20 protein-coding genes and 1 pseudogene are annotated in these 24,321 nt (G+C 64.6%); 14 read left to right on the top strand and 7 right to left on the bottom strand.

What is annotated here, in order from left to right; genetic code table 11:
- Positions 1 to 631 precede the first annotated feature (631 nt).
- The gene (locus C1H69_RS22675; RefSeq protein ID WP_102655645.1) at positions 632 to 1,333 is read right to left on the bottom strand and encodes a Crp/Fnr family transcriptional regulator; all 702 of its coding nucleotides are present in this window, start codon (positions 1,331 to 1,333) and stop codon (positions 632 to 634) included.
- A 413-nt stretch (positions 1,334 to 1,746) separates the two neighbouring features.
- On the opposite strand from C1H69_RS22675, the gene C1H69_RS22670 reads away from it, so the two are divergent.
- The 3 genes from C1H69_RS22670 to C1H69_RS22660 all read left to right on the top strand — a co-directional run bounded on the left by C1H69_RS22670 (position 1,747) and on the right by C1H69_RS22660 (position 5,583).
- Positions 1,747 to 2,946 carry a saccharopine dehydrogenase family protein gene (locus tag C1H69_RS22670; protein WP_102655644.1) on the top strand — a complete coding sequence of 400 codons (1,200 nt, stop codon included), beginning with the start codon at positions 1,747 to 1,749 and terminating at the stop codon, positions 2,944 to 2,946.
- A gap of 9 nt (positions 2,947 to 2,955) precedes the next feature.
- Complete coding sequence (gene nspC, locus C1H69_RS22665; protein ID WP_205738593.1) at positions 2,956 to 4,128, top strand: carboxynorspermidine decarboxylase; 1,173 nt, start codon at positions 2,956 to 2,958, stop codon at positions 4,126 to 4,128.
- Positions 4,129 to 4,284: 156 nt separating this feature from the next.
- Positions 4,285 to 5,583, top strand: coding sequence for an aspartate kinase (locus C1H69_RS22660; protein ID WP_102655643.1), 1,299 nt, complete (start codon positions 4,285 to 4,287; stop codon positions 5,581 to 5,583).
- A 122-nt stretch (positions 5,584 to 5,705) separates the two neighbouring features.
- Here C1H69_RS22660 and gap read toward each other — a convergent pair whose 3' ends face one another.
- A complete protein-coding gene (gene gap, locus C1H69_RS22655) occupies positions 5,706 to 6,728 on the bottom strand; it encodes a type I glyceraldehyde-3-phosphate dehydrogenase (RefSeq protein ID WP_102655642.1) in 1,023 nt (340 codons plus the stop codon).
- A 346-nt stretch (positions 6,729 to 7,074) separates the two neighbouring features.
- Between gap and C1H69_RS22650 the strand changes: the two genes are divergently transcribed.
- The 3 genes from C1H69_RS22650 to ybiO all read left to right on the top strand — a co-directional run bounded on the left by C1H69_RS22650 (position 7,075) and on the right by ybiO (position 11,677).
- Positions 7,075 to 7,557 (top strand): methylglyoxal synthase, encoded by a 483-nt coding sequence (locus tag C1H69_RS22650; RefSeq protein WP_102655641.1) that lies wholly within the window; start codon positions 7,075 to 7,077, stop codon positions 7,555 to 7,557.
- Positions 7,558 to 7,606: 49 nt separating this feature from the next.
- On the top strand, positions 7,607 to 9,271 hold the full coding sequence (gene pgi / locus C1H69_RS22645) for a glucose-6-phosphate isomerase (protein ID WP_102655640.1): 1,665 nt from the start codon (positions 7,607 to 7,609) through the stop codon (positions 9,269 to 9,271).
- 81 nt (positions 9,272 to 9,352) lie between these two features.
- The gene (gene ybiO / locus C1H69_RS22640; RefSeq protein WP_102655639.1) at positions 9,353 to 11,677 is read left to right on the top strand and encodes a mechanosensitive channel protein; all 2,325 of its coding nucleotides are present in this window, start codon (positions 9,353 to 9,355) and stop codon (positions 11,675 to 11,677) included.
- 70 nt (positions 11,678 to 11,747) lie between these two features.
- Here the strand turns inward: ybiO and C1H69_RS22635 are convergent, their stop codons facing one another.
- Genes C1H69_RS22635 through hemC form a run of 4 tightly spaced genes read right to left on the bottom strand, consistent with a single transcriptional unit; the run spans position 11,748 to position 16,257 of the window.
- Positions 11,748 to 13,001 (bottom strand): heme biosynthesis HemY N-terminal domain-containing protein, encoded by a 1,254-nt coding sequence (locus tag C1H69_RS22635; RefSeq protein ID WP_102655638.1) that lies wholly within the window; start codon positions 12,999 to 13,001, stop codon positions 11,748 to 11,750.
- On the bottom strand, positions 12,998 to 14,515 hold the full coding sequence (locus C1H69_RS22630) for a uroporphyrinogen-III C-methyltransferase (protein ID WP_102655637.1): 1,518 nt from the start codon (positions 14,513 to 14,515) through the stop codon (positions 12,998 to 13,000). The genes C1H69_RS22635 and C1H69_RS22630 overlap by 4 nt, the downstream gene beginning before the upstream one ends.
- Positions 14,516 to 14,521: 6 nt before the next feature.
- Complete coding sequence (locus tag C1H69_RS22625) at positions 14,522 to 15,319, bottom strand: uroporphyrinogen-III synthase (protein ID WP_102655636.1); 798 nt, start codon at positions 15,317 to 15,319, stop codon at positions 14,522 to 14,524.
- Positions 15,319 to 16,257 carry a hydroxymethylbilane synthase gene (hemC, locus tag C1H69_RS22620; RefSeq protein WP_102655635.1) on the bottom strand — a complete coding sequence of 313 codons (939 nt, stop codon included), beginning with the start codon at positions 16,255 to 16,257 and terminating at the stop codon, positions 15,319 to 15,321. The genes C1H69_RS22625 and hemC overlap by 1 nt, the downstream gene beginning before the upstream one ends.
- A gap of 275 nt (positions 16,258 to 16,532) precedes the next feature.
- On the opposite strand from hemC, the gene argH reads away from it, so the two are divergent.
- The 7 genes and pseudogenes from argH (at position 16,533) to C1H69_RS22590 (ending at position 22,656) form a co-directional block, all read left to right on the top strand.
- Positions 16,533 to 17,951 carry an argininosuccinate lyase gene (argH, locus tag C1H69_RS22615; protein ID WP_102655634.1) on the top strand — a complete coding sequence of 473 codons (1,419 nt, stop codon included), beginning with the start codon at positions 16,533 to 16,535 and terminating at the stop codon, positions 17,949 to 17,951.
- Positions 17,948 to 18,058, top strand: a pseudogene (lptM, locus tag C1H69_RS23735) (LPS translocon maturation chaperone LptM); the annotation flags it as partial. The gene argH and the pseudogene lptM, both read left to right, overlap by 4 nt.
- A gap of 47 nt (positions 18,059 to 18,105) precedes the next feature.
- A complete protein-coding gene (gene lysA / locus C1H69_RS22610; protein ID WP_102655633.1) occupies positions 18,106 to 19,398 on the top strand; it encodes a diaminopimelate decarboxylase in 1,293 nt (430 codons plus the stop codon).
- Positions 19,398 to 20,231: a diaminopimelate epimerase gene (dapF, locus tag C1H69_RS22605; RefSeq protein ID WP_102655632.1), complete on the top strand. Its 834-nt coding sequence runs from the start codon at positions 19,398 to 19,400 to the stop codon at positions 20,229 to 20,231. The genes lysA and dapF overlap by 1 nt, the downstream gene beginning before the upstream one ends.
- A 37-nt stretch (positions 20,232 to 20,268) precedes the next feature.
- Entirely contained in the window at positions 20,269 to 20,988 is a 720-nt protein-coding gene (locus C1H69_RS22600) for a DUF484 family protein (protein WP_102655631.1), read from the top strand.
- Positions 20,981 to 21,892: a tyrosine recombinase XerC gene (locus C1H69_RS22595; RefSeq protein ID WP_102655630.1), complete on the top strand. Its 912-nt coding sequence runs from the start codon at positions 20,981 to 20,983 to the stop codon at positions 21,890 to 21,892. Before C1H69_RS22600 ends, C1H69_RS22595 begins: the two co-directional genes overlap by 8 nt.
- A 5-nt stretch (positions 21,893 to 21,897) precedes the next feature.
- Entirely contained in the window at positions 21,898 to 22,656 is a 759-nt protein-coding gene (locus tag C1H69_RS22590) for an HAD family hydrolase (protein WP_102655629.1), read from the top strand.
- A 21-nt stretch (positions 22,657 to 22,677) separates the two neighbouring features.
- Here C1H69_RS22590 and yihA read toward each other — a convergent pair whose 3' ends face one another.
- Entirely contained in the window at positions 22,678 to 23,310 is a 633-nt protein-coding gene (gene yihA, locus C1H69_RS22585; protein WP_102655658.1) for a ribosome biogenesis GTP-binding protein YihA/YsxC, read from the bottom strand.
- A 261-nt stretch (positions 23,311 to 23,571) separates the two neighbouring features.
- On the opposite strand from yihA, the gene C1H69_RS22580 reads away from it, so the two are divergent.
- Entirely contained in the window at positions 23,572 to 24,192 is a 621-nt protein-coding gene (locus tag C1H69_RS22580; RefSeq protein ID WP_102655628.1) for a c-type cytochrome, read from the top strand.
- Positions 24,193 to 24,321: the final 129 nt, after the last annotated feature.

Genomic DNA, 24,321 nt, shown 5'->3' with positions numbered 1-24,321 from the left:
CGGTGGCGATGCCTTCACCGTCGCCGGCACGCCGATCGCCGAGAACAGCGGCGTGGTCGAAGCCGGCATCAGCCTGACGCTGAACGAACGCACCTCGCTGGACCTCGCCTATGGCGGCCAGTACGGCGACGGCATGGAGGACCACGGCGGCCGGGCGACGTTCGAATGGCGGTTCTGATCGGCGTGTCGATGACGGAGCACTGTCTGACGTTGCGATAGTCACCAGCGTTGGCGGCCCCTCCGCCAGGGCGCCTGCGGCGCCAGTCGCGATGCGGAGCAGCGCTCCCACAGGGTGGAAAATGCAGCCTCCGCCAAGGCGCCTGCGGCGCCAGTCGCGACGCGGAGCGGCGCTCCCACAGGGTGGAAAATGCAGCCTCCGCCAAGGCGCCTGCGGCGCCAGTCGCGACGCGGAGCGGCGCTCCCACAGGGTGGAAAATGCAGCCTCTGCCAGGGCGCCTGCGGCGCCAGTCGCGACGCGGAGCGGCGCTCCCACAGGGTGGGAAAAGCAGGTTGTGGGAGATAGCTTCAGCTCGCGACCGCGGGGTTGCCCGGGCCGGCAGCATCGCCTCGGCGGCGGCCTCCGCCGAGGCAACGTGCGAGTGGCGGTTCTGATTCGAACCCGGGATGGGGCTTACAGAGAGTTCGATGGCGCGGCCTGGGCAAGGCTGTGGAAGACGGAAGGGAGGGATTCATCGAGATAGGCATCGTTGAATTCGGCCATCCGGGCCAATGCCCCCGGGTCAGGGAAATACAATTGCTGGCGCTCACGCAGTACCAGCCCCTCATCGCGAAGCATGGTGAACATCCGGCTTATGTGTACGGCACTCAGGCCCAGCACATCTCCCAGCTGTTCCTGAGACAGGGGCAGGGAGAAACGCCCTGCCTCGACGGCTCCGACCCGGTCCAGTCGCACGTAGATTTCGTAGAGGAAATGGGCCAGCCGCTGCTGGGCGGTGTGGCGCCCGATGTACACCAGCCGCTCGGTGAGCATGGCCTGCTGGCGAACGGCAATGGCGATGATACCTGCCGTCAGGGCCGGTGAATGGCGAAACAGGTCGAAGAGTTGCTGGTAGGTGAAGGGGCAGACCACACCATCGTTGATCATCGCAACACCCGACAGACGCTGGGTGAAGCCGAAGTCTCGCATGCCGATGACATCGCCGGGCAGGTAGACCTTGAGAATCTGCATGGAGCCGTTGATCAGATTACGGTAGGAGTAGGCCCATCCCTCCTTGACCACACAGAAGAGGTCCACTCTGGCGTTTTCCTGCCAGAGAATCTCCCCGGCGGAGACTTTCCTGGCGCTATGCTCCAGCTCAAGCAGGAGAGCCATATCATCAGTCGACAGGATTTTCTGTCGATGAAGCGCTTGTATGACTGCGTTGTTGAGAAAGGTCACGTCTGGCCGCTCCGACTTGCTTTCGTGTCGGGGCCATTCTACAACGATAGCTTATATAACATTTCATAACACAGGATATGAACTCGCTCTTTAACATCCTTTTCGCCTGCCTCGGCGGAGGCTGCCGTAGCGACAATGCATGAATGAGGGCTGCACCCATTCACCCGACGATTTTTGTCTAACGAACAACAGGAAAATGACTTGATACCGCCCCCTCTCGGCGCCATTATCTGCTTCCAACGCGCAAGCGAGACCGGGTGGCATCGGGTCCGGGCCTACCGCGGTGGCCCAAGTTCCGATAAGGCCCTACCATTGATAGACATTTCCCGATCTGGATTCGATACCCCATGAGCAAAGTCCTGATTATTGGCGCCGGTGGCGTCGGTGGCGTCGTCACCCACAAGTGTGCCCAGCACCCGGAAGTCTTTACCGAGATCTGTCTGGCCAGCCGCAACGAAGACAAGTGCCGCGCCATCGCCGCTCAGTTGGATCGTCCGATCCTGACGGCCCAGGTGGATGCGGACAGCGTCGAGGCGCTGGTCGAGCTGATCGAGTCGTTCAAGCCGGACGTGCTGATCCATGTGGCTCTGCCCTATCAGGACCTGACCATCATGGAGGCGTGCCTGCGCACCGGCGTGCCTTATCTGGACACCGCCAATTACGAGCACCCGGACGAGGCCAAGTTCGAGTACAAGGAACAGTGGGCCTTCCAGGAGCGTTATGAAAAGGCCGGCGTCATGGCCACCCTGGGCTGCGGCTTCGACCCGGGCATGACCAATATCTACTGTGCCTATGGCCAGAAGAATCTGTTCGACGAGATCCACCGGATCGACATCCTGGATGCCAACGGCGGTGACCACGGCTACCCGTTCGCCACCAACTTCAATCCGGAAATCAACATCCGCGAGATCACCGCCAACGGCCGTTACTGGGAAGAGGGAGAATGGAAGGAAATCGCTCCCTTGACCGAGAAGCGCACGTTCGATTTCGACGGGATCGGCGAGAAGGACCTGTACCTGCTCTACCACGAGGAGCTCGAGTCCCTCAGCCAGAACATCAAGGGCCTCAAGCGCATCCGTTTCTGGATGACCTTTTCCGACAAGTACATCACCCATCTCAAGGTGCTGGAAAACGTCGGCATGACCAGCATCGAACCGATCGAGTTCGAGGGGCGCCAGGTCACGCCATTGCAGTTCCTCAAGGCCGTGCTGCCCGACCCCGCATCGCTGGGTCCGCGCACCAAGGGCAAGACCAATATCGGCGTGATCCTGGACGGCATCAAGGATGGCAAGCGGCGCAAGGTGTACCTCTACAACATCTGCGACCATGAGGCCTGCTACCGCGAGGTCCAGTCCCAGGCGATCTCCTACACCACCGGCGTGCCCGCCGTCACCGGCGCCATGCTGATGCTGGAAGGCACCTGGAAGGGCGCAGGCGTGTTCAATGTCGAGCAGCTCGACCCGAACCCCTTCATGGAGCGCATCGGCGAGATGGGCCTGCCGTGGCAGATGGTGGAGCTGGATCCCGATTCAGACCCGCTGGCCTGATTGCGCGACATGACATCGCCCGATATGGAAAAGCCGGCTTACCCCTTTGACATAGACGCCTGTCCATCGCCCGCCTTCGTGGTGGACGATGCCCTGCTGCGCAAGAACCTGACCCTGCTGAAGCAGGTCCAGGTGGACAGCGGCGCTCGCATTCTGCTGGCCCTGAAGGGTTTCGCCATGTGGGACACCTTCCCCATGGTGAGCGAGTACCTGGTGGGCACGACGTCGAGCGGTCAGGACGAGGCCCGCCTGGGGGCGGAGACGTTCGGCGGCGAGGTGCACGTCTACTCGCCGGCCTTCACCGATGCGGAGATGGCCGTGGTCCTGCAGTATGCAGACCATATCAGCTTCAACTCCCCCGCCCAGTGGTTGCGCTTCCGGGATACCGTGGCCTCGGCACCTCGCCAGATCTCGTGCGGGCTGCGGGTCAACCCGGAATACTCCGAGGGCAAGGTGGCGTTGTACGATCCCTGCGCACCGGGCTCGCGCCTGGGCACCCGGGCCGTGGACCTGGAGGGCGTGGACCCGAGCGGGCTGGAAGGCTTGCACTTCCACACCCTGTGCGAGCAGAACAGCGACGCCCTGGAGCACACCCTGGCGGCCTTCGAGGCTCGCTTCGGGCACCTGCTACCCGGCATGCGGTGGGTCAACTTCGGCGGCGGACACCACATCACCCGCGGCGATTACGACGTGGACCGTCTGGTGCGGGTGATTCGCGACGTCAAGGCACGCTACCCGCATCTCGAGGTCTACCTGGAGCCGGGCGAGGCGATTGCGCTGAATACCGGCTACCTGGTGTGCAGCGTGCTGGATATCGTCGAGAACGACGGCGCCATCGCCATTCTCGACACCTCGGCCACGGCGCATATGCCCGATGTGCTGGAAATGCCCTACCGGCCGCAGATCATCGGCGCTGGCGAGCCCGGCGAAAGGGCCTTTTCCTATCGCCTGGGCGGGATGACGTGCCTGGCCGGGGACGTGATCGGCGAGTACTCCTTCGATGCCCCCCTGGCGATCGGCGATCGGCTGGTGTTCACCGACATGGCCCACTACACCATGGTCAAGACCACCACCTTCAACGGCATACGCCTGCCTTCCATCTGCCGTATCGATGAAAGGAACCGGGAGATAAGAACCGTCAAGACGTTCGGCTACGCGGATTACATGCAGCGGCTAAGCTAGTCGGTCACTGCCCGCGGCAACTCGAAACAAGCACCCGGGAGGTGCTTGTTTCGTTTCTGTGCCAGCCTCTTTTCTTGCCGCACGACCAACCCTTTTCCATTGCGGCAATTTCGCGCAAGGTAGTAGCCGTGACATCACTGCCAGGGAGAGCCCAGGATGACCACTGTCTTCAAGTTCGGCGGCGCATCGATCAAGGATGCCGACGCCATACGCAACCTGACGCCGCTGATCGAAGCCCACGCCGACCGTCCACTGGTCGTCGTGGTATCGGCCATGGGCAAGACCACCAATGCGCTCGAAGCGCTGCTGGCGGCCGCTCGGGACGAGGGCCGAGGCGACGACTACCGCAAGCGGCTCGATGCTCTCGGGAGCAGCCATCAGGCAATCGCGGATGCCCTGTTGGGTGATGAAGCCCAGGCCCTCAAGGAGCGGATTGGCAACCTGGTGGAGGCGCTGGATGACCAACACCGGCGGCATCGACAGGGCCCTTTCTCCAGGCATTACGACCAGACCGTCTGCTACGGCGAATTGCTCTCCACCACGATCGTGGCGGAATGGCTGAACCGGGCCGATGTGGCGACCGACTGGCTGGACGCCCGCGAGCTGGTCATCACCGATGATCACCACCAGGATGCCAATGTCGACTGGAAGGCCACGTCCGATGCCATCCGGAGCCAGGCGGGGGGCAGCAGGAACGTGTTGCTGACCCAGGGCTTCATCGGCGGCACGGCGGAAGGTGTCTCCACGACCCTGGGCCGGGAAGGGTCGGACTTCAGCGCGGCGATTTTCGCTCACTGCCTCGATGCCGGGGAGGTGGTGATCTGGAAGGACGTGACCGGGCTGTTCAACGCCGATCCCAGGCGCTTCGGCAACGCCGTACAGCTGAAACGGCTCTCCTACGCCGAGACCATCGAACTCGCCTGGCATGGCGCCAAGGTCATTCACCCCAAGACCCTGGGGCCACTGAAGCAGAAGGAGATCCCGCTGACGGTGCGCTCCTTCGAAACCCCTGACGCCCCGCCCAGCACCATCACGTCGGACACCCGGTTCGATACCGACCTCCCCTCCTGCATCCTGCGCGACGACCAGGTTCTTCTCGAGGTGAAGCCCAAGGACTTCTCCTTCATGGACGAGCCACGGCAGCATGACATCCTGGGTCGACTGGTGGAGGCCGGCATGCATGCCAACCTGATCGACGGCGGTGCCATGCAGCTCACGCTGTGCCTCGACAACATGGCCGAACGGCTGGAGCCGTTGATGGAGTCACTGGATGCCGACTACACGCTGCAGCGGCAGGAGGGCTTGACCCTGCTTACCGTCAGACATCCCAGCGGGTCGATACTGGAACGGCTGAGCGAAGGACGAGACGTGCTCGTCGAGCGCCGCAACGCCACTACCGCCCAGCGGCTGTTCCGAACCGTGGAGTGCCCGGAAACCTGGTATATCCCCGACTGAGCAGGGACCAGGATAGCTGTTCATCGAAAGGCCGCACCCCCGACGATTGCTTCGGCAGGCGCGGCCTCGTCATCTCGCCCTAGTCAAGGATCGCGGAGGGGGGCAATGATCAACTCACCGCGTCAGGCGGTATCCTGCCTGGTGTCGCAAGCGGTCTGCATGGCCAGGGCGGTGTCGAGCATGCGGTTGGAAAAGCCCCACTCGTTGTCGTACCAGGCCATCACCTTGACCAGGCGGCCATTCACCCGGGTGTGGTTGACGTCGAAGATGGACGAATTGGCGTCGTGGTTGAAGTCGATGGAGACCAGCGGCTGGGCATTGACCGCCAGCACCGGGGAGGCTTCCGCCGCCCTGGTGACGATGGCGTTGATTTCCTCCCTGGTGGTGCCACGACCGGCAGTGAACACCAGGTCCACCAGCGACACGTTGATGACCGGCACGCGTACCGCCAGGCCATCGAACTTGCCGGCCAGTTCGGGCAGCACCAGCCCGACCGCGGCAGCGGCACCGGTCTTGGTGGGAATCATCGACTGGGTGGCACTGCGCGCCCGGTAGGGGTCGCGGTGGTAGACGTCCGAAAGGTTCTGGTCGTTGGTGTAGGCATGCACGGTGGTCATCAGCCCGTTCTCGATGCCCACCGCCTCGTTGAGGGCCTGGGCGATCGGCGCCAGGCAGTTGGTGGTGCAGGAGGCGTTGGATACCACCTTGTGCCCGGGCCGGAGCACGCCCTCGTTGACGCCATAGACCACCGTGGCATCGGCATCGGAGCTCGGCGCCGAGATCAGCACGCGGCCGGCGCCAGCTGACAGATGCTTCGCCACCGCCTCGCGCTTGGTGAACAGCCCCGTGCACTCCATGACCAGGTCGACCCCAAGAGTTTTCCAGGGCAAGGCCGACGGATCGCGCTCAGACAAGATGGCGATGCGATCACCATCCACGGTCAGGCTCTCCTCGTCATGCTCCACGGCGAAGGGAAAGCGACCGTGGACGGTATCATGGCGCAGCAGGTGAGCGTTGAGGGCTGGGGCGCCCAGATCATTGATGGCGACTACCTGAACACGGCTGCGGTAACCGTTTTCGTACAGCGCGCGAAGCACGTTTCGACCTATTCGGCCGAAACCGTTGATGGCGATCTTGAGGATCATGGCATCTTCCTCCCGGGAGGTGGGCTCTACTTTCTCTTCAATGTGATGCATTAGCCGTAGAGTCTCAAGGTTTTTGGTAATATTACAACATCCATTGCAGACCGGCCTGGCCCTTCGTGCTCTCCTACAGCGCAACATGCTTTGTGCTATACAATCATAGGGCAACCAGGCGGCCAAGGCGCAGGGGAGATGGTTCAATGGAGGGAATGTAGTAACATTACATTTAATCCGCATTATTGGTGGAGCGGGGATTGCCATGCCGGGGGATCATGTCATTCTGACCCGGGCGACCACATGAACGCCCACTGCGGTACCCATACCCTGAAGATACGTGAGGTGTGAAGCCATGAGTGACCCGCGCCCGCATCGCACCGTGCAGCGCACCCTGCCGGCCCGCAAGCGCATTGCGCTGATTGCCCATGACGGCAAGAAGGATGAACTGCTGGAGTGGGCCGCGCGCTGGCGCGACACCCTGGCCGACCACGACCTGGTCGGTACCGGCACCACCGCCGGTCGCCTCTCGCGTGAGATCGGCCTGGCCGTGGAAGGGCTGATGAGCGGCCCGCTGGGCGGGGACCAGCAAATCGGCGCCCGCATCGCCGACCAGGCTCTCGACCTGCTGATCTTCTTCTGGGACCCCTTCGCTCCCCAGCCCCACGACCCGGACGTCAAGGCGCTACTGAGACTCGCGGCCCTGTGGAACATCCCGGTGGCGTGCAATGCCGCCAGCGCCGACTTCCTGGCCAGTTCACCCTGGCTGGGCCAGCCCTATGAAATGACCATTCCCGATGCCAAGGCCTGGGCGGCATCCCGTAGCTCACAGGGTTGACAGGCGGCCTGCGCCGGCCTCGCCCGATTGTCGCGTCTGAGGAAACCGCATGTTCCAGCTTACTCGCAGTGTCACCTGGCAAGCCCTGAAACAGCTCCAGCAGGAAACGGCCAACGACAGGATCAAGGACTACTTCACTGCCGACCCGCAGCGCTTCGAGAAGATGAGCCTGCGTGTCGGCGGCCTGTTTCTCGACTATTCCAAGCATCTGGTTTCCGACGCGGTACTGATCAAGCTGCTGGAGCTTGCCGACCACTCGGCGCTGGTACAGCGCCGGGCACAGATGTTCTCTGGCGATATCATCAATGTCACCGAGGATCGCCCGGTACTGCATACCGCCCTGCGCAATCTCGGGGACAACCCGGTAATGGTCGACGGCAAGGATGTGATGCCGAAGATCCGCCGTTCATGGGAGCAGCTGCGCCAGTTCGCCGATGCCGTGCGCAGCGGTGAATGGAAGGGCTATAGCGGTGAACGCATCCGGGACGTGGTCAACATCGGTATCGGCGGGTCCGACCTTGGCCCCAACATGGCCAGCCGGGCGCTGCTCAAGCACCGCCATCCGGAGCTCAGCTTCCATTTCGTCTCCAACGTGGATGGTGCCCATATCCAGAAGGTGTTGAGCCGCCTCGACCCGGCCACCACGCTGTTCATCGTCTCCACCAAGACCTTTTCCACCCAGGAGACGCTGCTCAACGCCAAGACGGCGCGACGCTGGTTCCTCGAGAACGCCGGTCCCGACGCCGACGTGGGCGCCCACTTCGTCGCCGCCTCGACAAACCGCCGGGCCGCCATGGACTTCGGGGTCCGCGAAGAAAACGTCTTCGAGTTCTGGGCCTGGGTCGGCGGACGCTATTCCATGTGGTCGTCGATCGGACTGCCTATCGCACTCTCGGTGGGCTTCGATGGCTTCATGGAAATGCTCGAAGGCGCCTACGAGATGGATCAGCATTTCCTTTCCGCCCCTTTCGCCGAGAACATGCCGGTGCTGATGGCACTGGTCGGCATCTGGAACCTCAACTTCCACGGTGCCGAGACCCAGGCCATCGTGCCCTACGATCAGGCCTTGCATCAGCTGCCCGCCTTTCTTCAGCAACTGGACATGGAATCCAACGGCAAGTCGGTGGATATCTTCGGCCACCCCGTCGACTACAAGACCGGGCCCATCGTCTGGGGGCAGACCGGCTCCAACGGTCAGCATGCCTTCTTCCAGTTGCTGCACCAGGGCACCCGCTACGTGCCCATCGACTTCATCGCCTCCCTCAAGCCGGAACCCGGCGTGGAGGAGCACCACTTCGCCTTGCTCACCAACATGCTGGCCCAGGCCAATGCCTTCATGGAGGGAAGCCTGAAGGGGAAGGGCGAGGGCGGCGGACGGCTCGATCCCTACAGCTGCCCGGGCAACCGCCCCTCCAGCGTGCTGCTCCTCGACGAACTGACGCCGAAGAACCTCGGCGCCCTGATCGCACTCTACGAGCACAAGGTCTTCGTCCAGGGAGTGATCTGGAACATCAACTCCTTCGACCAGTGGGGGGTGGAGCTGGGCAAGCGTATCGCCGGCGAGATCAGCGAACGCCTGGACACCCAGACCCAGGACTTCGATGCTTCCACGCAGGGGCTGCTGGCGCTGGTGCGCGAACGTTTCCGGACCTGCCCCTCCGCCACCTCGACACCACCCCCGGACGGTGACCAAAAAAACACACAGCCCCGTTAGTCGCATGATGCCAAAGTCCGTACTATATATGCCACTCAGGATCGATACCCCTGCCAACACGCCCGAAATGGAGGTCACCGCGTGACATCAACACGACTCTTCCCCTGGCTCATTGGCTGCCTGCTGATGACCCTCATGGCTGTCACGCCTGCCCTGGCCCAGCCGGCCGATGCCACCAGCGGCCCGGCGTATTCGACACTGGCCGACATACTGGAGGACGATGAAGCCCGCCAGCAATTGATCGAGCAACTGCGCAGCCAGACCATCGATGACCGGGCCCGGGCGGCGGCCGAAGCCACCCAGACGGACCAGGAACCCGAACTGGTGTCGTTGCCGAGGCAGTTGGCCGAGCTGACCAGCCGCGTCGCCAGCGATATCGGGGGGGAGCTTCGCAACCTGGTCAGCATCGTCGGCAACCTGTTCACCGGCGAAACTGACGCCTCGGCCTTCGACACGGGTGCCTTTACCTCGGCGGCGATCAATCTGGGCCTGGTGATCCTCGCCACCCTCGTCTTCTTCGTCTCGTTCCGTCATTTCGCCAGGCCGCTGTTCACCCGCCTCAGCAGCTGGTCGCAGCAGAGCAGCGACATGACCCCGGTTCTGCGCCTGGTTCTCTGCGTGACGCTGGCCGCCCTGGTGGATATCCTGGTCGTGGCGCTGGCCTACATGGCCGGCAATCTGATCGCCACGTTCGCCATCGGTGAAGCCGGGGACCTCTCCACGAGAGCCTCGCTGTTCCTCAACGCTTTCCTCGTCATCGAGCTGTTGAAGGCTGCGGTCCGCATGCTGTTCTCATCACGCTACGAGGGATTGAGGCTGTTGCCCATCTCGGCTACCGAGGCTTCCTACTGGAATCGCTGGATCGCCCGCCTCATTGGCCTGGTGGGATACGGCCTGATGGTGGTGGTGCCCCTGGCCAACGTCTACCTGGCACCGGCCCTTGGGCGAGGCATCGGGGCCCTCGTCATCTTTGGCGCCTTCATCTATGCCGTGGCGGTAGTGATCAAGAACCGGATACGGATTCGCGACAACCTCAACGAGTTGGCGGCCCGTAGCGACCTGACGGCGACCCGGGTCTCCCTGCAGCTGTTCGCCCGCACCTGGCATCTGTTCGCCCTGGCCTATTTCCTGATGGTACTGGTACTGACGCTGACCCAACCAGCCGACGCACTGCCCTTCGTTCTCTTCGCCACCCTCAAGTCCCTGGCGGCAATCATCATGGGCATGCTCCTGTCGAACCTGCTGACCCAGACCATCGGACGGCGCATCCGGCTCTCCGACGACGTGTGCCGCAAGCTGCCGATGCTGGAGCCACGCCTCAACAGCTACGTGCCCAACGCCCTGCGCGCCATTCGCACGCTCATCCTGATCATGGTGATCCTGCTGGTGCTCAGCGCCTGGGGCGCCTTCGACCTGGCGGCCTGGTATGCCTCCGAGGCGGGTCGCAACCTGGTTGGCATACTGATCAGCGTGGCGACGATCCTGATCGTCGCCATTGCCGTCTGGCTGGGCCTGGCCAGCCTGATCGAGCACAAACTGAACCAAACCGGCACCGGTGAACCCACGGCAAGAGCCAGGACCCTGCTCTCCCTGTTCCGCAATGCCCTGGCCATCGCCCTGGTCACCATGACGACGATGATCGTGCTGGCCGAAATCGGTATCAACATCGGGCCTCTGATCGCCGGTGCCGGTGTGCTTGGCCTGGCCATCGGTTTCGGCGCCCAGAAGATGGTGCAGGACATCATCACCGGCATCTTCATCCAGGTGGAGAACGCCATGAACACCGGTGACGTGGTCACGGTGGGCGGCATCACCGGCACCGCCGAACGGCTCAGCATCCGCTCGGTTGGCATTCGCGACCTGTCGGGCACCTACCACATCGTGCCCTTCTCCAGCGTCGACACCGTGTCGAACTACATGCGCGAGTTCGGCTACCATGTGGGCGAGTACGCCATTGCCTACCGTGAAAGCATCGACGAGGCAATCATCGTCCTGCGCGAAGCCTTCGATGAGCTGGCCGCGAGCGATGAGCACAAGATGGATATCCTCGCGCCTCTGGAGGTGGCCGGGGTCACGGCGCTCGACAAGAGTGCGATCAATGTCCGCGTGCGCATCAAGACCACGCCGGGCATGCAGTGGGGCGTTGGACGTGCCTACAACCGCCTGGTCAAGTTGCACTTCGATGCCAAGGGCATCGAGATCCCCTTCCCCCACACGACGCTCTACTTCGGGCAGGACAAGACCGGATCGGCAGCACCCGCCAACCTGCGTGTCATGCAGCAGGATTTCACCATCGACGGCAGCCCTGCGGGCCAGCCCAAGTCGAAGCACAGCCATGCCGACGACCGCTACGACCCGAGGGCAAAGCCCAACCCCAAGTTCAAGGGCGACTTCGACGAGAGCTGAGTGCCGCTCTCCGCGGCCAATGACAAGAACGGCCACGAGAAAGGGGCGCCTTGGCGCCCCTCAGACTGCTTCATGCTTTCTTCCTGCTCTTGCTCTCTTCACCGTTGGCCTGCTCGTCAGGCTGAGGCAGGGACGGCAATGACTTGTCGAGAAGCTCGACGCTCTGGCGATAGTAGAGTTGGCTCTTGTTGTGTTCGCCCAGGTTGGCGAACAGCCGGGCCAGTTCCGCACAGACCACGCCGCTGGAGCGTTGCCGCTGGCTCGCCTCGAAATATTCCCGAGCCTTGCCCCAGTAGGCATTGCGCAACGCCAGGCGTCCCAGCGTGAGGAGCAGGTCCGGATCGTTGGGGCGCTCCTGCAGCCACTTCTCGGCATGCACCAGCTGTCGTGCCGGGTCGACGTTGAGCAGGCCATAACGAAGCACCAGACGACTGTCCCAATGCTCCTTGAGGGAATGGCGCAGCAGGCGTTCGGCAAGCCCCTCCTCGTTGCCATGCACCAGCGCTTCGGTATAGAGCGCCACCAGTTCGACGTTGTTGCGCAGCGGGTCCGGCATGTCGGCCCACAGGCTGCGAACCCGCTCCACATTGCCCGGGTCGCGTGCCTCCTGGACGAGCAGTTCCTTGTAGGCGCGCAGTTCCAGCTGATTGCGCTCCTGCGGGGAGATCAGTTGGCGGGCTGCCAGGCGTGGCATCAGCCGGCGCAGGCCATCCCAGTCGCTGACGCTCAGGTAGGCCTGCTTGAGCTGTTTGAGGACCTGCGGATGGTTGGGCAACTGGCGGTCCAGTCGAGTGAGGATGGCCAGCGCCTCTTCGTACTGCTGGCGATCCAGCATGAGCTGAGCCTGCATCAGGCCAACGGCGGTATCGGCCCCCTGGGTACTGAGGTGGGCCCTCTTGAGCAGTGTATCCGCCTGGTCATAGTGACCCTGGTAATGGGCCGCCAGGGCGGCCGACAGGTAGTTGACCAGCGGCGTGCTGGAGTCGTCGGCCGCCTTGACCAGCGACTTCTCGGCGCGTTTCCAGCGGCCTTCCGCCAGCGCCACCAGACCACGCACGGTACGCTTCATGGCATTACGCTGACGAGTCCGGCTGTTCCACACCTTGAGCCGGCTGATCGGATAGCTCATGCGCGTCAGAATGCGCAGGGTGAAATGCAGCGCCAGGAAGGCCGCCAGCAGGAGTATCAAGCCGAACCAGAAAGAGGTCTGGAAGGAGGTGTCCCCCACGCGCACCAGCCAGTAGCCCGGCACCGAGACCATCAACTGGCCGAACAGTGCCCCCAGCGCCAGGCCCAGGAGAACGATCAGGAGCAGCTTTCTCATGCGTCATCTCCCCGCTCGCCACGCGAGCCGAAACGACGCTCGATGAAAATGCCCAGGGCCTGATGGGAGCCGCTGATGTCCGGCAGCTCGGGCCGGATGGTTTCGGCCTTGAGCGCTTCGAGACGCCCGATCACGGCCTGGACTTCGTCACGGTCGGTGTCGTAGTAGCCATGGATCAGGGTCAGCACCTTGTCGAGGCTGGCCTCATAGAGGTCCTGCTCCTCCTGCAGCAAGGCCAGTTGAGCCTGTTCCAGCACCAGCCTCGCGCTTTGCCGCAGATAGCTTTCCTGCTCGGGCGTGATCAGGGATTCCAGTGCCTCGTCATGGTGACGAATGACCACCAGATCCCTCAGTTCCTGGCCGAAGCGTGAAAGTTGTTCCTGCCAGCCCCCGGCGGGAGCCTCCTCCATGCCGGAGCGGGCCGGAATCTCCTCCAGCTCCCGTGACAGCGGCAGCATCGCCAGTCGCTCCTGCTGGGCGTTGAGCGCCAGGTAGAGGCCGGTACGATCGACCTGGGGCACGCCTTCGAGGATCGACAGTTCAGAGGAAATGGCACGCCGGATGGAGAGCAGGGCCGGGTTGTCGGCTTCGTTCAGGCGGGCATCGGCGGTACGCAGCAGGGCCGCGGCCCCTTCGACATCGCGCTCCAGCTGCAGACGCTGGTTGGCCAGGCGCAGCAGATAGGCGGCCTCGGCGTGCAGCCACTCGCGCTCGTCTGTCTGTTGTTCGCTGGAGAGCTCGTCCAGGACCTGGTCCAGGGTGCCATCCACCTCGCTGCGATAGTTGGCAAATTCCTCACGCAGGGTTTCCAGGGCGGAAGCCAGCTCGGCGTCACGCTCGCTCTCCCCGGCCTCGACACGCCTTTCCAACTCGCCGAGCTCGTCGGCGGTGGCAGCGGTACCGGCACGCTCTTCCAGCTCATCCAGCCGCTGCTGCTGGCTGTCCAACCTGTCCCAGGCCTGCCAGGCAAACAGCGCGGCGCCAATGCCGAGGAGTAACACCAGAATCAGGGCCAGGGTGCCCTTGCCGCCGCCACCCTTGCCTCCATCGGCAGTGGCAGTGGGAGGCGGTGTGGCACGATTCCCGTCCGGCGGGGCGGCCCTGGACGTATCAGTGGCGGGTTTGTCACTGCCGACTGGCTTGTCACCGGCAGGCTTGGCAGCTGCCGGCTGGCCTTTGCCCTTGCCCGCCGCGGCCTTGTCGACGGTGGCGCTCGATGACGTGCCTTCCGGCGCCTTTTCGCTTCCCGCTGGCGTATTGCCGCCAGCCTGGCCAGTAGCCGCCTTTTCGGAAGGCCGGGGCTCGGGCGCCTGACTGGACGGAGGTGTCTCGCTGGTCGATCCCGAACGATTCGGCGGGGCATTCACCGGTTCGTCGGCACCGCCCATGGGTTGCGACGGTTTACCGCTGCTTCGCGAGCGATTCTTCTCCGAGGTGCCGTCGGTCTTGTCCGTGGCCTTGGCCTCGCCGGAAGGCGCCTTCTGTTCATCCTGCTCGTTGGATTGCTTGCTCATCTGTCGCTAGCCCTTTTCGAGATCGTCGTGATCGACATCGGCATCCTCCGGGGCGCAGGCCTCGGCCACCGCCTCAGCCAAAGCAGCCGGTGTGGCGCCCGCTGCCACCACGGGCGTGCAAAACCCCAGGTCGTCGGCCAGTGTAGCTAAACGGCGACTGGACACGATTAGCGGTTGGTTCAAGGTTGCCTCGGTACACCATCTTGCCAGATGTTCGAGTAATTCTCCGCTGCTGACCACCAGGGCGCGAAAATCGCCACTGGCAAGCCTGTCCTGCATCGTCGGTGAAGGCTCCCGCAGCCGGCGCCGGTAGAGCGCCAGGCGGGTGATTCGCCCACCGCGCGAGGTCAAGGTATCGGCCAGCAGCGTGCGCCCGCCCTCGCCCGCCACCAGCAGGACCCGCTCGCCCTCGAGTGAGCGCAGCGATGCCAGCTGAAGCAGGGCCTCGCTGGTATCCTCGCCGGCCCGCACCGGCGGCACATGCACACGCACGCCCAGGCAGGCATGCAGCGCTTCCGCGGTGGCGGCCCCCACCGCATACCAGGCCGTACCCAGCGGCAGCTGCGGCCAGTAGCGATCAAGCGCCTCGTGGAGACAATCGGCAGCGAAGGGGCTAACCACCACCACCTTGTGGAAATGATCGAAGTCGAGCCAGGCGCTGCGCATTTCGGGCGTTTCCGGCAGCCTTTCCAAGGCCATGACGTCGAGATGGGCCACCGGAAGCCGGGCGGCCTCGATGGCCTCGGCCAGTGCCCGGGCCCGCCCGCCCGGACGGCAGATCAATACCGGTTGCAAGGCGGGCATCAGCCGCCGTAGACCTGCGCCAGGATGTCGCCAGCCCCCCGCTCCAGCAGATCTTCGGCGACACGAATACCCAGCGCTTCGGGTTCATGGATGGAGCCGCGCCCCTCGGCACGCAGCACCTCGGTGCCCTCGGGATTGCCGACCAGCGCCCGCAGCCACAGGGTCTGACCATCGTTCTCGAAGCTGGCGTAGCCGCCGATCGGCACCTGGCAACCACCCTCGAGACGCGTATTCATGGCACGCTCGGCGCGCACCCGCGTCGCCGTGACCGGATCGTCCAGAGGTGCCAGCAGGCTAACCAGATCGGGATCGTTGATGCGGCACTCGATACCCAGAGCGCCCTGGCCACAGGCCGGCAGGCACACCTCCGGCGGCAGCTCCTGGGTAATGCGTGACTCGAGACCGAGGCGCCTGAGCCCCGAGGTAGCCAGCAGGATGGCATCGTACTCGCCGGCATCCAGCTTGCCGAGGCGAGTCTGCACGTTGCCGCGCAGATTGAGGATCTCCAGGTCGGGGCGCGCCTCACGCATCTGCAGGCCGCGCCGGAGGCTGGCCGTCCCGATCCTGGCACCCTCGGGCAGTTCGTCCAGGGAGCCGTAGTGGTTGGATACGAAGGCATCGGTGGGCTCGGCGCCGGCGAGGATCACCGACAGCCCGAGACCTTCCGGGAAGTGCATGGGCACGTCCTTCATGGAGTGCACGGCGATATCCGCGCGACCGTCAAGTATCGCCTCTTCCAGCTCCTTGACGAACAGGCCCTTGCCACCGATCTTGGCCAGCGGCGTATCGAGGATCTTGTCACCACGGGTGGACATCGCCACCAGCTCCACTGCCAGCCCAGGATGCTGGGACATGAGCAGGTCTCGAATGTGTTCTGCCTGCCACATCGCCAGTTGGCTCTTGCGGGTCGCAATGCGCAGCGTATTGATGGATCGCACGTGGTTCTCCCCATGCAGCGGGTCCGGACGAACCCTGCTCTGCTGTTGGCGCCGCAAACGGTCGCGGCCAATGATAGTCACTACCCTTCATCATAAAGCACCTGGCGAGACAGGAAAAACTCACCGCCTCCGCGCGTCCGTACGGCATGTCCCCAACGCGGTGCCCCTCGCCACTCCCGCCGACTCTGGTACACTGCGAAACCATGATCCGGGGCCGCCGTGCGCAGCTCCGCCCATGAACGCCAAAGCACGAACCACGCAGGATGCCCACGCCGATGAGCCAAGCCACCAACCAGTCCTGGGGCGGTCGTTTCAGCGAGCCCACCGACGCCTTCGTCGAACGCTTCACCGCCTCGGTCGATTTCGACCAGCGCCTTGCCCTGCAGGACATCCAGGGCTCCGTCGCCCACGCCACCATGCTCGCCCGGGTGGGTGTGCTGACCGACGAGGAGCGTGACGCCATTGTCGCCGGTCTCACCGAGATCCGAGGCGAGATCGAGCGCGGCGCGTTCCAGTGGTCGGTGGCGCTTGAAGACGTGCACATGAACATCGAGGCGCGACTGACCGACAAGATCGGCATCACCGGCAAGAAGCTGCACACCGGCCGCTCACGCAACGACCAGGTGGCTACCGACATTCGCCTGTTCCTGCGCGACGAGATCGACGTGGTGGAAGCGGAGCTGATCCGGCTGCGTGAAGGGCTGATCGAGCTTGCCGACCGCGAGGCGGGCACCATCATGCCCGGTTTCACCCATCTGCAGACCGCGCAGCCGGTCACCTTCGGCCATCACCTGCTGGCATGGCAGGAGATGCTGGCCCGCGACCACGAGCGGCTGCTGGACTGCCGGGGGCGCGTCAACGTGATGCCGCTGGGCGCGGCGGCCCTGGCCGGCACCACCTATCCCATCGACCGCCACGTCACCGCCGAGCTGCTGGGTTTTTCGCGTCCCGCCGAAAATTCCCTGGACGCCGTGAGCGATCGCGACTTCGCCATCGAATTCACCGCCTTCGCCAGCATCCTGCTGATGCACCTCTCGCGCATGAGCGAGGAGCTGGTGCTGTGGACCAGCGCCCAGTTCGACTTCATCGACCTGCCCGACCGCTTCTGTACCGGCTCCTCGATCATGCCGCAGAAGAAGAACCCCGACGTTCCCGAGCTGGTGCGCGGCAAGACCGGCCGCGTCTATGGCCACCTGATCGGGCTGCTGACGCTGATGAAGTCCCAGCCGCTGGCCTACAACAAGGACAATCAGGAGGACAAGGAGCCGCTGTTCGACACCCTGGATACGGCTCGCGACTGTCTCAAGGCCTTCGCCGACATGGTACCGGCCATTACGCCGCGCAAGGCGAGCATGCTTGATGCCGCCCGCCGCGGCTTCTCCACCGCCACCGACCTGGCCGATTACCTGGTGCGCCGCGGCGTGGCCTTCCGTGATGCCCATGAGATCGTCGGCCAGTCGGTGGCCTTCGGCCTGCGCGAAGGCAAGGACCTTTCCGAGATGAGTCTTGGGGAGCTCAAGCAGTTCTCCGACATCATCGAGGAGGATGTCTTCGACGTGCTGACGCTGGAAGGCTCGGTGGCCGCTCGCAATCATATCGGCGGCACCGCCCCGAACCAGGTCCGCGCCGCTGCCCAGCGCGCCCGCGAGGCCCTGGCCGCGCTGTCTTCCAGCAACCCGGGTAGCCAGGCATGAGAGGGTATCTGGCACTGGCCGCCCTGCTATTGGTGCTGCTGGCCGGCTGCGGCCAGGCGGGCCCGCTTTACCTGCCGGACGACGAGCAGGCCGCCGAGCGCTACGGCGGCCCGGCCTCCCCGGATGCGGCCAACTCCGACGACGAGAGCTGAACATGGATCACTTCGAATACCGCGATGGCGTGCTCTACGGCGAGGAAGTCCCGCTCACGCAGGTGGCCGACGAGGTCGGCACCCCCTGCTATGTGTACTCCAAGGCGACCCTGGCACGGCACTTTCGCGCTTACACCGAGGCGCTGGGCGGCCATCCTCACCTGATCTGCTATGCGGTGAAGGCCAACTCCAATCTGGCGGTGCTGGGCCTGCTGGCCCAGTTGGGGGCCGGCTTCGACATCGTCTCGGTGGGCGAGCTGGAGCGCGTACTGGTCGCCGGCGGCGACCCCGCCAAGGTGGTCTTTTCCGGCGTAGCCAAGCAGGAAGCCGAGATGATTCGCGCCCTGGAAGTGGGCATCAAGTGCTTCAACGTGGAATCACGCCCGGAACTCGAGCGCCTGAGCGCCGTGGCCAGCCGGCTCGGCAAGGTGGCTGCGGTGTCGCTGCGGGTCAATCCCGACGTTGATGCCGGCACCCATCCCTATATCTCCACCGGCCTGAAGGGCAACAAGTTCGGCATTCCCGTCGAGGAAGCGCTCACTGTCTACGAGCTGGCCACCACCCTGCCCGGCCTGAAGGTGGTGGGGCTGGACTGTCATATCGGCTCACAGCTCACCGAACTGGCTCCCTTCCTCGATGCCCTCGACCGGCTGTTGATCCTGCTGGAGCGGCTGCGCGAGCGCGGCATCACGGTGGAACACCTGGATCTGGGCGGCGGGCTGGGCGTACCCTATCACAACGAGCGCCCACCCCAGCCCTTCGACTATGCCGCCTCGCTGCTGGAGCGTCTGGCCCAGTGGCCACATGGCGCTCACCTGACGCTGCTGTTCGAACCGGGTCGTTCGATCGCCGCCAATGCCGGCGTCCTGCTGACCCGGGTGGAATACCTCAAGCCAGGCGAAACCAGGAACTTCGCCATCGTCGATGCCGGTATGAACGACCTGATCCGGCCCTCGCTCTACCAGGCCTGGCAGGCGATCCTGCCGGTGGACGTACGCCACTCCCGCGATGTCGAGACCTACGATGTCGTAGGCCCGGTGTGCGAGACCAGCGACTTCCTGGGCAAGGACCGTGCCCTCGCCATCGCCCCGGGCGACCTGCTGGCGGTACGCTCGGCGGGCGCCTACGGTTTCGTCATGGCGTCCAACTACAACAGCCGCCCGCGGCCTGCCGAGGTCATGGTGGACGACGACCGCTATCACATCGTCCGCCAGCGCGAGTCCGTCGAATCCCTGTGGGCCGGCGAGTCGCTGCTGCCCCGGGATTCCCACCGGGAAGCGGAGGGTGAACGCTGATGCTGCTGCACTTCACCAAGATGCATGGCCTCGGCAATGATTTCATGGTGATCGATCTGGTCACCCAGCGGGCCAGGCTGCGCGACGAGCAGATCCGCCAACTGGCCGACCGTCGCTTCGGCGTGGGCTTCGACCAACTCCTGATCGTCGAGCCCCCCCGCGATCCCGACATGGACTTTTGCTACCGGATATTCAACGCCGACGGCAGCGAGGTGGAAAACTGCGGTAACGGCGCCCGCTGCTTCGCCCGCTTCGTGCGCGACCAGCGCTTGACGCACAAGCACGAGATACGGGTGGAAACCAGTGGCGGCCCGCTGACGCTGCTGGTGGAGGATGATGGGCAGGTCACCGTGGACATGGGTGCGCCGCGCTTTACCCCCGATGCGCTGCCCTTCAAGGCCGATGAAGACCGTTTACGTCATGGGCTCGAGGTGGACGGCGAGTCTCTCGAGATCGGTGCGGTGTCCATGGGCAACCCCCATGCGGTACTGCGGGTCGATGATGTGGATCGGGCGCCGGTGGAGCGACTCGGTCCGGCGATCGAGCATCACCCGCGCTTTCCACGGCGAGTCAATGTAGGCTTCATGCAGGTAGTGTCGCCCCACGACATCCGACTCAGGGTCCATGAGCGCGGCAGCGGCGAAACCCTGGCCTGTGGCACGGGCGCCTGTGCCGCCGTGGCCTGCGGTATTCGTCAGGGGCTGCTGGAAAGCCCCGTCACGGTCCATCTGCGCGGTGGTGACCTGCGTATCGAATGGGCAGGTGACAACGCCTCGCTGCGTATGACCGGTCCTGCCGAGCGTGTCTTCGACGGTCGAGTCGCCCTGTCCTGACAGAGCCGGCTGATGTCCCAACAACAAGGAGTCCTGCATGACCCGAGCCGTCCCCGAACCGCGCAAGACCCTGGACCCGGACCGAGTCGCCGAATGGCTGGCACGCCATCCTGACTTCTTCGTCGGCCGCGAGGGGTTGCTGCAACAGCTCAAGGTGCCGCACCCCGAAGCACAGGGCACCACGTCGTTGCTGGAGCGCCTGGTGTACGACCTTCGCCGACGTGCCGAGCAGGCCGAATGGCGGCTGGAACAGCTGCTGGAGTCGGCTCGCCATAACGAGTCCCAGTTCCGTCGCACCCGCGGACTGGTGCTTGCGCTGCTGGAAGCCGAGGATGCCGACGCCCTGGGCCAGGCACTGGCCACCCAGATGGCCGAACACTTCCAGACCCCGGCGGTGGCGTTGTGGTGTCCGTCCGAGCTCACCAACCATGAGCCATTGCCTCCCCAGGCGCCCAGGCAGGTGCTGGATGACCATGCCGGCGTGCGTCTGGCGGCCCTGCTCGACGGGCGCACCAGTCGCTGCACCCGGCTGACGCCCACTGACTGGAGCCGTCTGCTGCCCCATGCGAAAGCACCGCGACAGGCCGGCTCCTGCGTATTGGCCCGCCTGACGCTGGGCGAACCGATGGGCTACCTGGTCCTTGCCAGCCCCGATCCCGATCATTTCCGCGCCAGCATGGATACCCTGTTCACCGAGTACCTCAGCGATGTGCTGGCACGTCTGCTGATGAGCCTGAGCCCCTCGCCCCATGGCTGAGACCGCCCTGCGGCGCCAGCTCGATGACTGCCTGAGCGAACTGGCGCGTACCGCGAGCCCCGCCACCGTGACGGCCTATCGGCAGGATCTGCTGGCCTTGGCCCTGTTTCTGGAAGAGCGGGGCATCGAGGATGGCGCCGCGCTGCAGACCAGCCTGATGCGCCGCTTCCTGGGGGCCGAGCGAGCCCGGGGGCTGTCCCCGCGCAGCCTGGCCCGGCGGCGGGCCGCCGCATCACACTTTGCCAATCATCTGGTGAAAGCCGGGCTTCTCGGGCACAACCCCGCCGAGCTGGTATCGACCCCGCGTCAACCCGCCCATCTGCCCAAGCCGCTGGATGTGGACCAACTGGCGCACCTGCTCGATACCCCTCATGACGGTTCGCCGCTGGCCACCCGCGACCAGGCCATGCTGGAACTCTTCTACTCCAGCGGGCTGCGGCTGGCCGAGTTGGCCGGCCTCGACCTGGCCGACCTGCAGCCGCGCCGGGTCAGGGTGATGGGCAAGGGCAGCAAGCCCCGCCAGGTTCCGGTTGGCGGTAGTGCGCGACGCTCGCTCGACCTGTGGCTGGCACTGCGCCCCGCGCTGGCGGACGCCGGGGAGACGGCGCTTTTCGTGGGCGCTCGCGGCTCCCGCCTGGGGCATCGCGCCATCCAGAAACGACTGGCAGAGCTGGCTCGGCACCGAGGCCTGCCGGAGCACCTTCATCCGCACCGGCTGCGTCACTCCTTCGCCAGCCACCTGCTGGAGTCGAGCCAGGATCTGCGTGCCGTCCAGGAGCTGCTGGGTCACGCCAACCTGTCCACCACCCAGGTCTACACCAAGCTGGACTGGCAACACCTGGCCGCCACCTACGACGCGGCCCACCCCCGAGCACGCCGACGCCCCGAACCGTCCGGGAAGTGACCGAGATGAGCGCAACGAGACGGCTCCAGGCCCTGACCTTCGACCTCGACGACACCTTGTGGGACAACCATCAGGTGATGGTCGATACCGAGACCGGCCACTACAACTGGCTCGACGAGGCACTGGAGAAGTGGCAGCGCAGTCGCGGGAATGCCCCGATACGGCGCTTCGCCGAGCATTTTCCGCTGGAGACCTTCGCCGACCGACGGCGTGAACTGGCCGCCGCCAACCCGCTTCGACGCGGGGATTTCACCTGGCTGAGGGAGCGGGCCCTGCTGGCGCTGCTGCGGGACTATGGACTGAATGACTCGGCCGCCTGGCTGTGGACCAGCGCCGCCATGTCGCGCTTCATGACCCTGCGACATCGGGTCGCTCCCCACCCGGAAGTCGAGCCGCTGCTGTCGGAACTGGGCCGGTACTACCGGCTGGCCAGCATCACCAACGGCAACGTGGATGTTCGTCGACTGGCACTGAGCCATCACTTCCCGGTGGCCATCGCCGCTGGTGAGCTATTCGCCCCCAAACCGGATGCACGGCCCTTCCTGGCCGCCCTGTCTCGGCTCGGCACGCCGCCCTCCCGGGCCCTGCACGTGGGCGACTCCTGGCGTGAGGACGTGGAACCGGCTCGCCGGCTGGGGATGCAGGTCGCCTGGATCTCCCCTCATATCGACGATATGGCCCTGCCGGCCGGCATTCACCGACTGAACCACGTACGGGAACTGCCCGGCCTGCTGCACCGGCTGGCCGGCACGGGGCGTGACTGATACGGTGAGCGAGGCGGCGATCTACCCCGGTTCGGTCGCCAGCCAGGCATCGAGACGCGCGCTGGCCTCATCGACGCCCTCACGCTTCAGCGACGAGAAGAGCTGGATCGTCACCAGGTCTTCCCACTCCTGCAGCCGTTGGCGCACCTGTTGCAGCGCCTGCTTGGCCGCACCGGACTTCAGCTTGTCCGCCTTGGTCAGCAGGATGTGCACCGGCATGTCCTGATCGTCGGCCCAGCCCAGCAATGTCTGGTCGAATTCGGTGAGGGGATGGCGAACGTCCATCACCAGCACCACACCTTTCAACGAACGGCGCCCGCGCAGGTACTCCGCCAGGTGTCGCTGCCATTCACGCTTGACCTCTTCCGGCACCTTGGCAAAGCCATAGCCGGGCAGGTCCACCAGGCGCCGGGAGGTGTCGTCACCCAGCGAGAAGTGGTTGATCAGTTGGGTGCGCCCCGGGGTACGCGAGGTTCTCGCCAGCGCTTTCTGCCGAGTCAGTGTATTGATTGCGCTTGACTTGCCGGCATTGGAACGACCGGCAAAGGCCACCTCGGCGCCGTCATCCGGAGGGCACTGGGCAAGCGTCGGCGCGCTGATCATGAAGCGCGCGGTCTGGTAGTTGAGCGATTGGGACTGGCTGAGTCGGGACATGGCAACGAGATCCTGCCGAAAGTAGTAAGAGCGCCCCGCCACCGGGTTCTTGGCCTGCATTCCCGAGGCGGGCTTGATTCGTTATAATGCGGTGTCTTTTCTCTGCGACCTGGGCGCGCTAGTGTACCACCGTGCTCTTGCCGGCAGCGACCGATGCAGTCGGCGCTTCGGGCAGCGGGGCAAACCCGGCCTGGAACCTGCGGGGCCCGGAGCACCCAGGATGCGTACCGGTAAACAACACAACGGCATAGTGAAACTGCGATGAGAAAGTTACTGGCAAGCCTGGCACTGACCATGGGCGCCGTTGGCGCCGCCCACGCGGACCTGGAAGCGGATGCCGATGCGGCAGCCGGACGCGAGCTGGCACAGACCTGCGCCGCCTGTCATGGAGAAAGCGGCATCAGCCCATCCGGCGCTTTCCCGCACTTGGCAGGCCAGCAGATGTCCTATACGGCCAAGCAGATCATGGAAATTCGCGACGGTGATCGCCTGGTGCCTGAAATGGTTGGCCAGGTGGATGACTTTTCCGACCAGGATGCCTGGGACGTGGCGGCCTACTATGCCGAACAGGATGCCAACATCGGCCAGGCCGACCCTGACGAGCAACTGATCGCCCGTGGCCAGGAGCTCTACCGCGCCGGCGACATGGCCAAGGGCATCCCGGCATGCGCCGCTTGCCATGGCCCCACAGGCGAGGGTATTCACACCGCTCTCTATCCGGCCCTGTCCGGCCAGTTCGCCGAATATACCGTCGCTACCCTGCAGGATTTCGCCTCGGGCGAGCGGGTCAACGACCCCGGCAACATGATGGGCGACATCGCCGCCAAGATGAGCGATGCCGACATGGAAGCCGTGGCCAACTACATTCTCGGCCTGCACTAAGCCTTGCCCGAAAAACCGACGAGCGAGCGACATTTTCAGACAACCGTGTACCGCCTGGCCTGCAGCGCATGCCGGCCATCGGCCGAACCGGAAGGCGGCCGATGGCCGCCTTCGCCATTATCGGGCAGC

The organism is Billgrantia endophytica (assembly GCF_002879615.1).
Taxonomy (GTDB): domain Bacteria; phylum Pseudomonadota; class Gammaproteobacteria; order Pseudomonadales; family Halomonadaceae; genus Halomonas; species Halomonas endophytica.
This window is presented reverse-complemented; position numbering and strand designations above follow the sequence as displayed.

What these genes read in the sequence shown, in the direction of transcription:
- yihA (WP_102655658.1), bottom strand. Translation starts at nt 23,310, where the DNA reads ATGTCCCGACTCAGCCAGTCCCAATCGCTCAACTACCAGACCGCGCGC.
- nspC (WP_205738593.1), top strand. Translation starts at nt 2,956, where the DNA reads ATGACATCGCCCGATATGGAAAAGCCGGCTTACCCCTTTGACATAGAC.
- C1H69_RS22635 (WP_102655638.1), bottom strand. Translation starts at nt 13,001, where the DNA reads ATGAGAAAGCTGCTCCTGATCGTTCTCCTGGGCCTGGCGCTGGGGGCA.
- C1H69_RS22580 (WP_102655628.1), top strand. Translation starts at nt 23,572, where the DNA reads ATGAGAAAGTTACTGGCAAGCCTGGCACTGACCATGGGCGCCGTTGGC.
- C1H69_RS22595 (WP_102655630.1), top strand. Translation starts at nt 20,981, where the DNA reads ATGGCTGAGACCGCCCTGCGGCGCCAGCTCGATGACTGCCTGAGCGAA.
- dapF (WP_102655632.1), top strand. Translation starts at nt 19,398, where the DNA reads ATGCTGCTGCACTTCACCAAGATGCATGGCCTCGGCAATGATTTCATG.
- C1H69_RS22600 (WP_102655631.1), top strand. Translation starts at nt 20,269, where the DNA reads ATGACCCGAGCCGTCCCCGAACCGCGCAAGACCCTGGACCCGGACCGA.
- C1H69_RS22650 (WP_102655641.1), top strand. Translation starts at nt 7,075, where the DNA reads ATGAGTGACCCGCGCCCGCATCGCACCGTGCAGCGCACCCTGCCGGCC.
- lysA (WP_102655633.1), top strand. Translation starts at nt 18,106, where the DNA reads ATGGATCACTTCGAATACCGCGATGGCGTGCTCTACGGCGAGGAAGTC.
- C1H69_RS22675 (WP_102655645.1), bottom strand. Translation starts at nt 1,333, where the DNA reads ATGGCTCTCCTGCTTGAGCTGGAGCATAGCGCCAGGAAAGTCTCCGCC.
- C1H69_RS22660 (WP_102655643.1), top strand. Translation starts at nt 4,285, where the DNA reads ATGACCACTGTCTTCAAGTTCGGCGGCGCATCGATCAAGGATGCCGAC.
- C1H69_RS22590 (WP_102655629.1), top strand. Translation starts at nt 21,898, where the DNA reads ATGAGCGCAACGAGACGGCTCCAGGCCCTGACCTTCGACCTCGACGAC.
- gap (WP_102655642.1), bottom strand. Translation starts at nt 6,728, where the DNA reads ATGATCCTCAAGATCGCCATCAACGGTTTCGGCCGAATAGGTCGAAAC.
- C1H69_RS22670 (WP_102655644.1), top strand. Translation starts at nt 1,747, where the DNA reads ATGAGCAAAGTCCTGATTATTGGCGCCGGTGGCGTCGGTGGCGTCGTC.
- argH (WP_102655634.1), top strand. Translation starts at nt 16,533, where the DNA reads ATGAGCCAAGCCACCAACCAGTCCTGGGGCGGTCGTTTCAGCGAGCCC.
- pgi (WP_102655640.1), top strand. Translation starts at nt 7,607, where the DNA reads ATGTTCCAGCTTACTCGCAGTGTCACCTGGCAAGCCCTGAAACAGCTC.
- C1H69_RS22625 (WP_102655636.1), bottom strand. Translation starts at nt 15,319, where the DNA reads ATGCCCGCCTTGCAACCGGTATTGATCTGCCGTCCGGGCGGGCGGGCC.
- C1H69_RS22630 (WP_102655637.1), bottom strand. Translation starts at nt 14,515, where the DNA reads ATGAGCAAGCAATCCAACGAGCAGGATGAACAGAAGGCGCCTTCCGGC.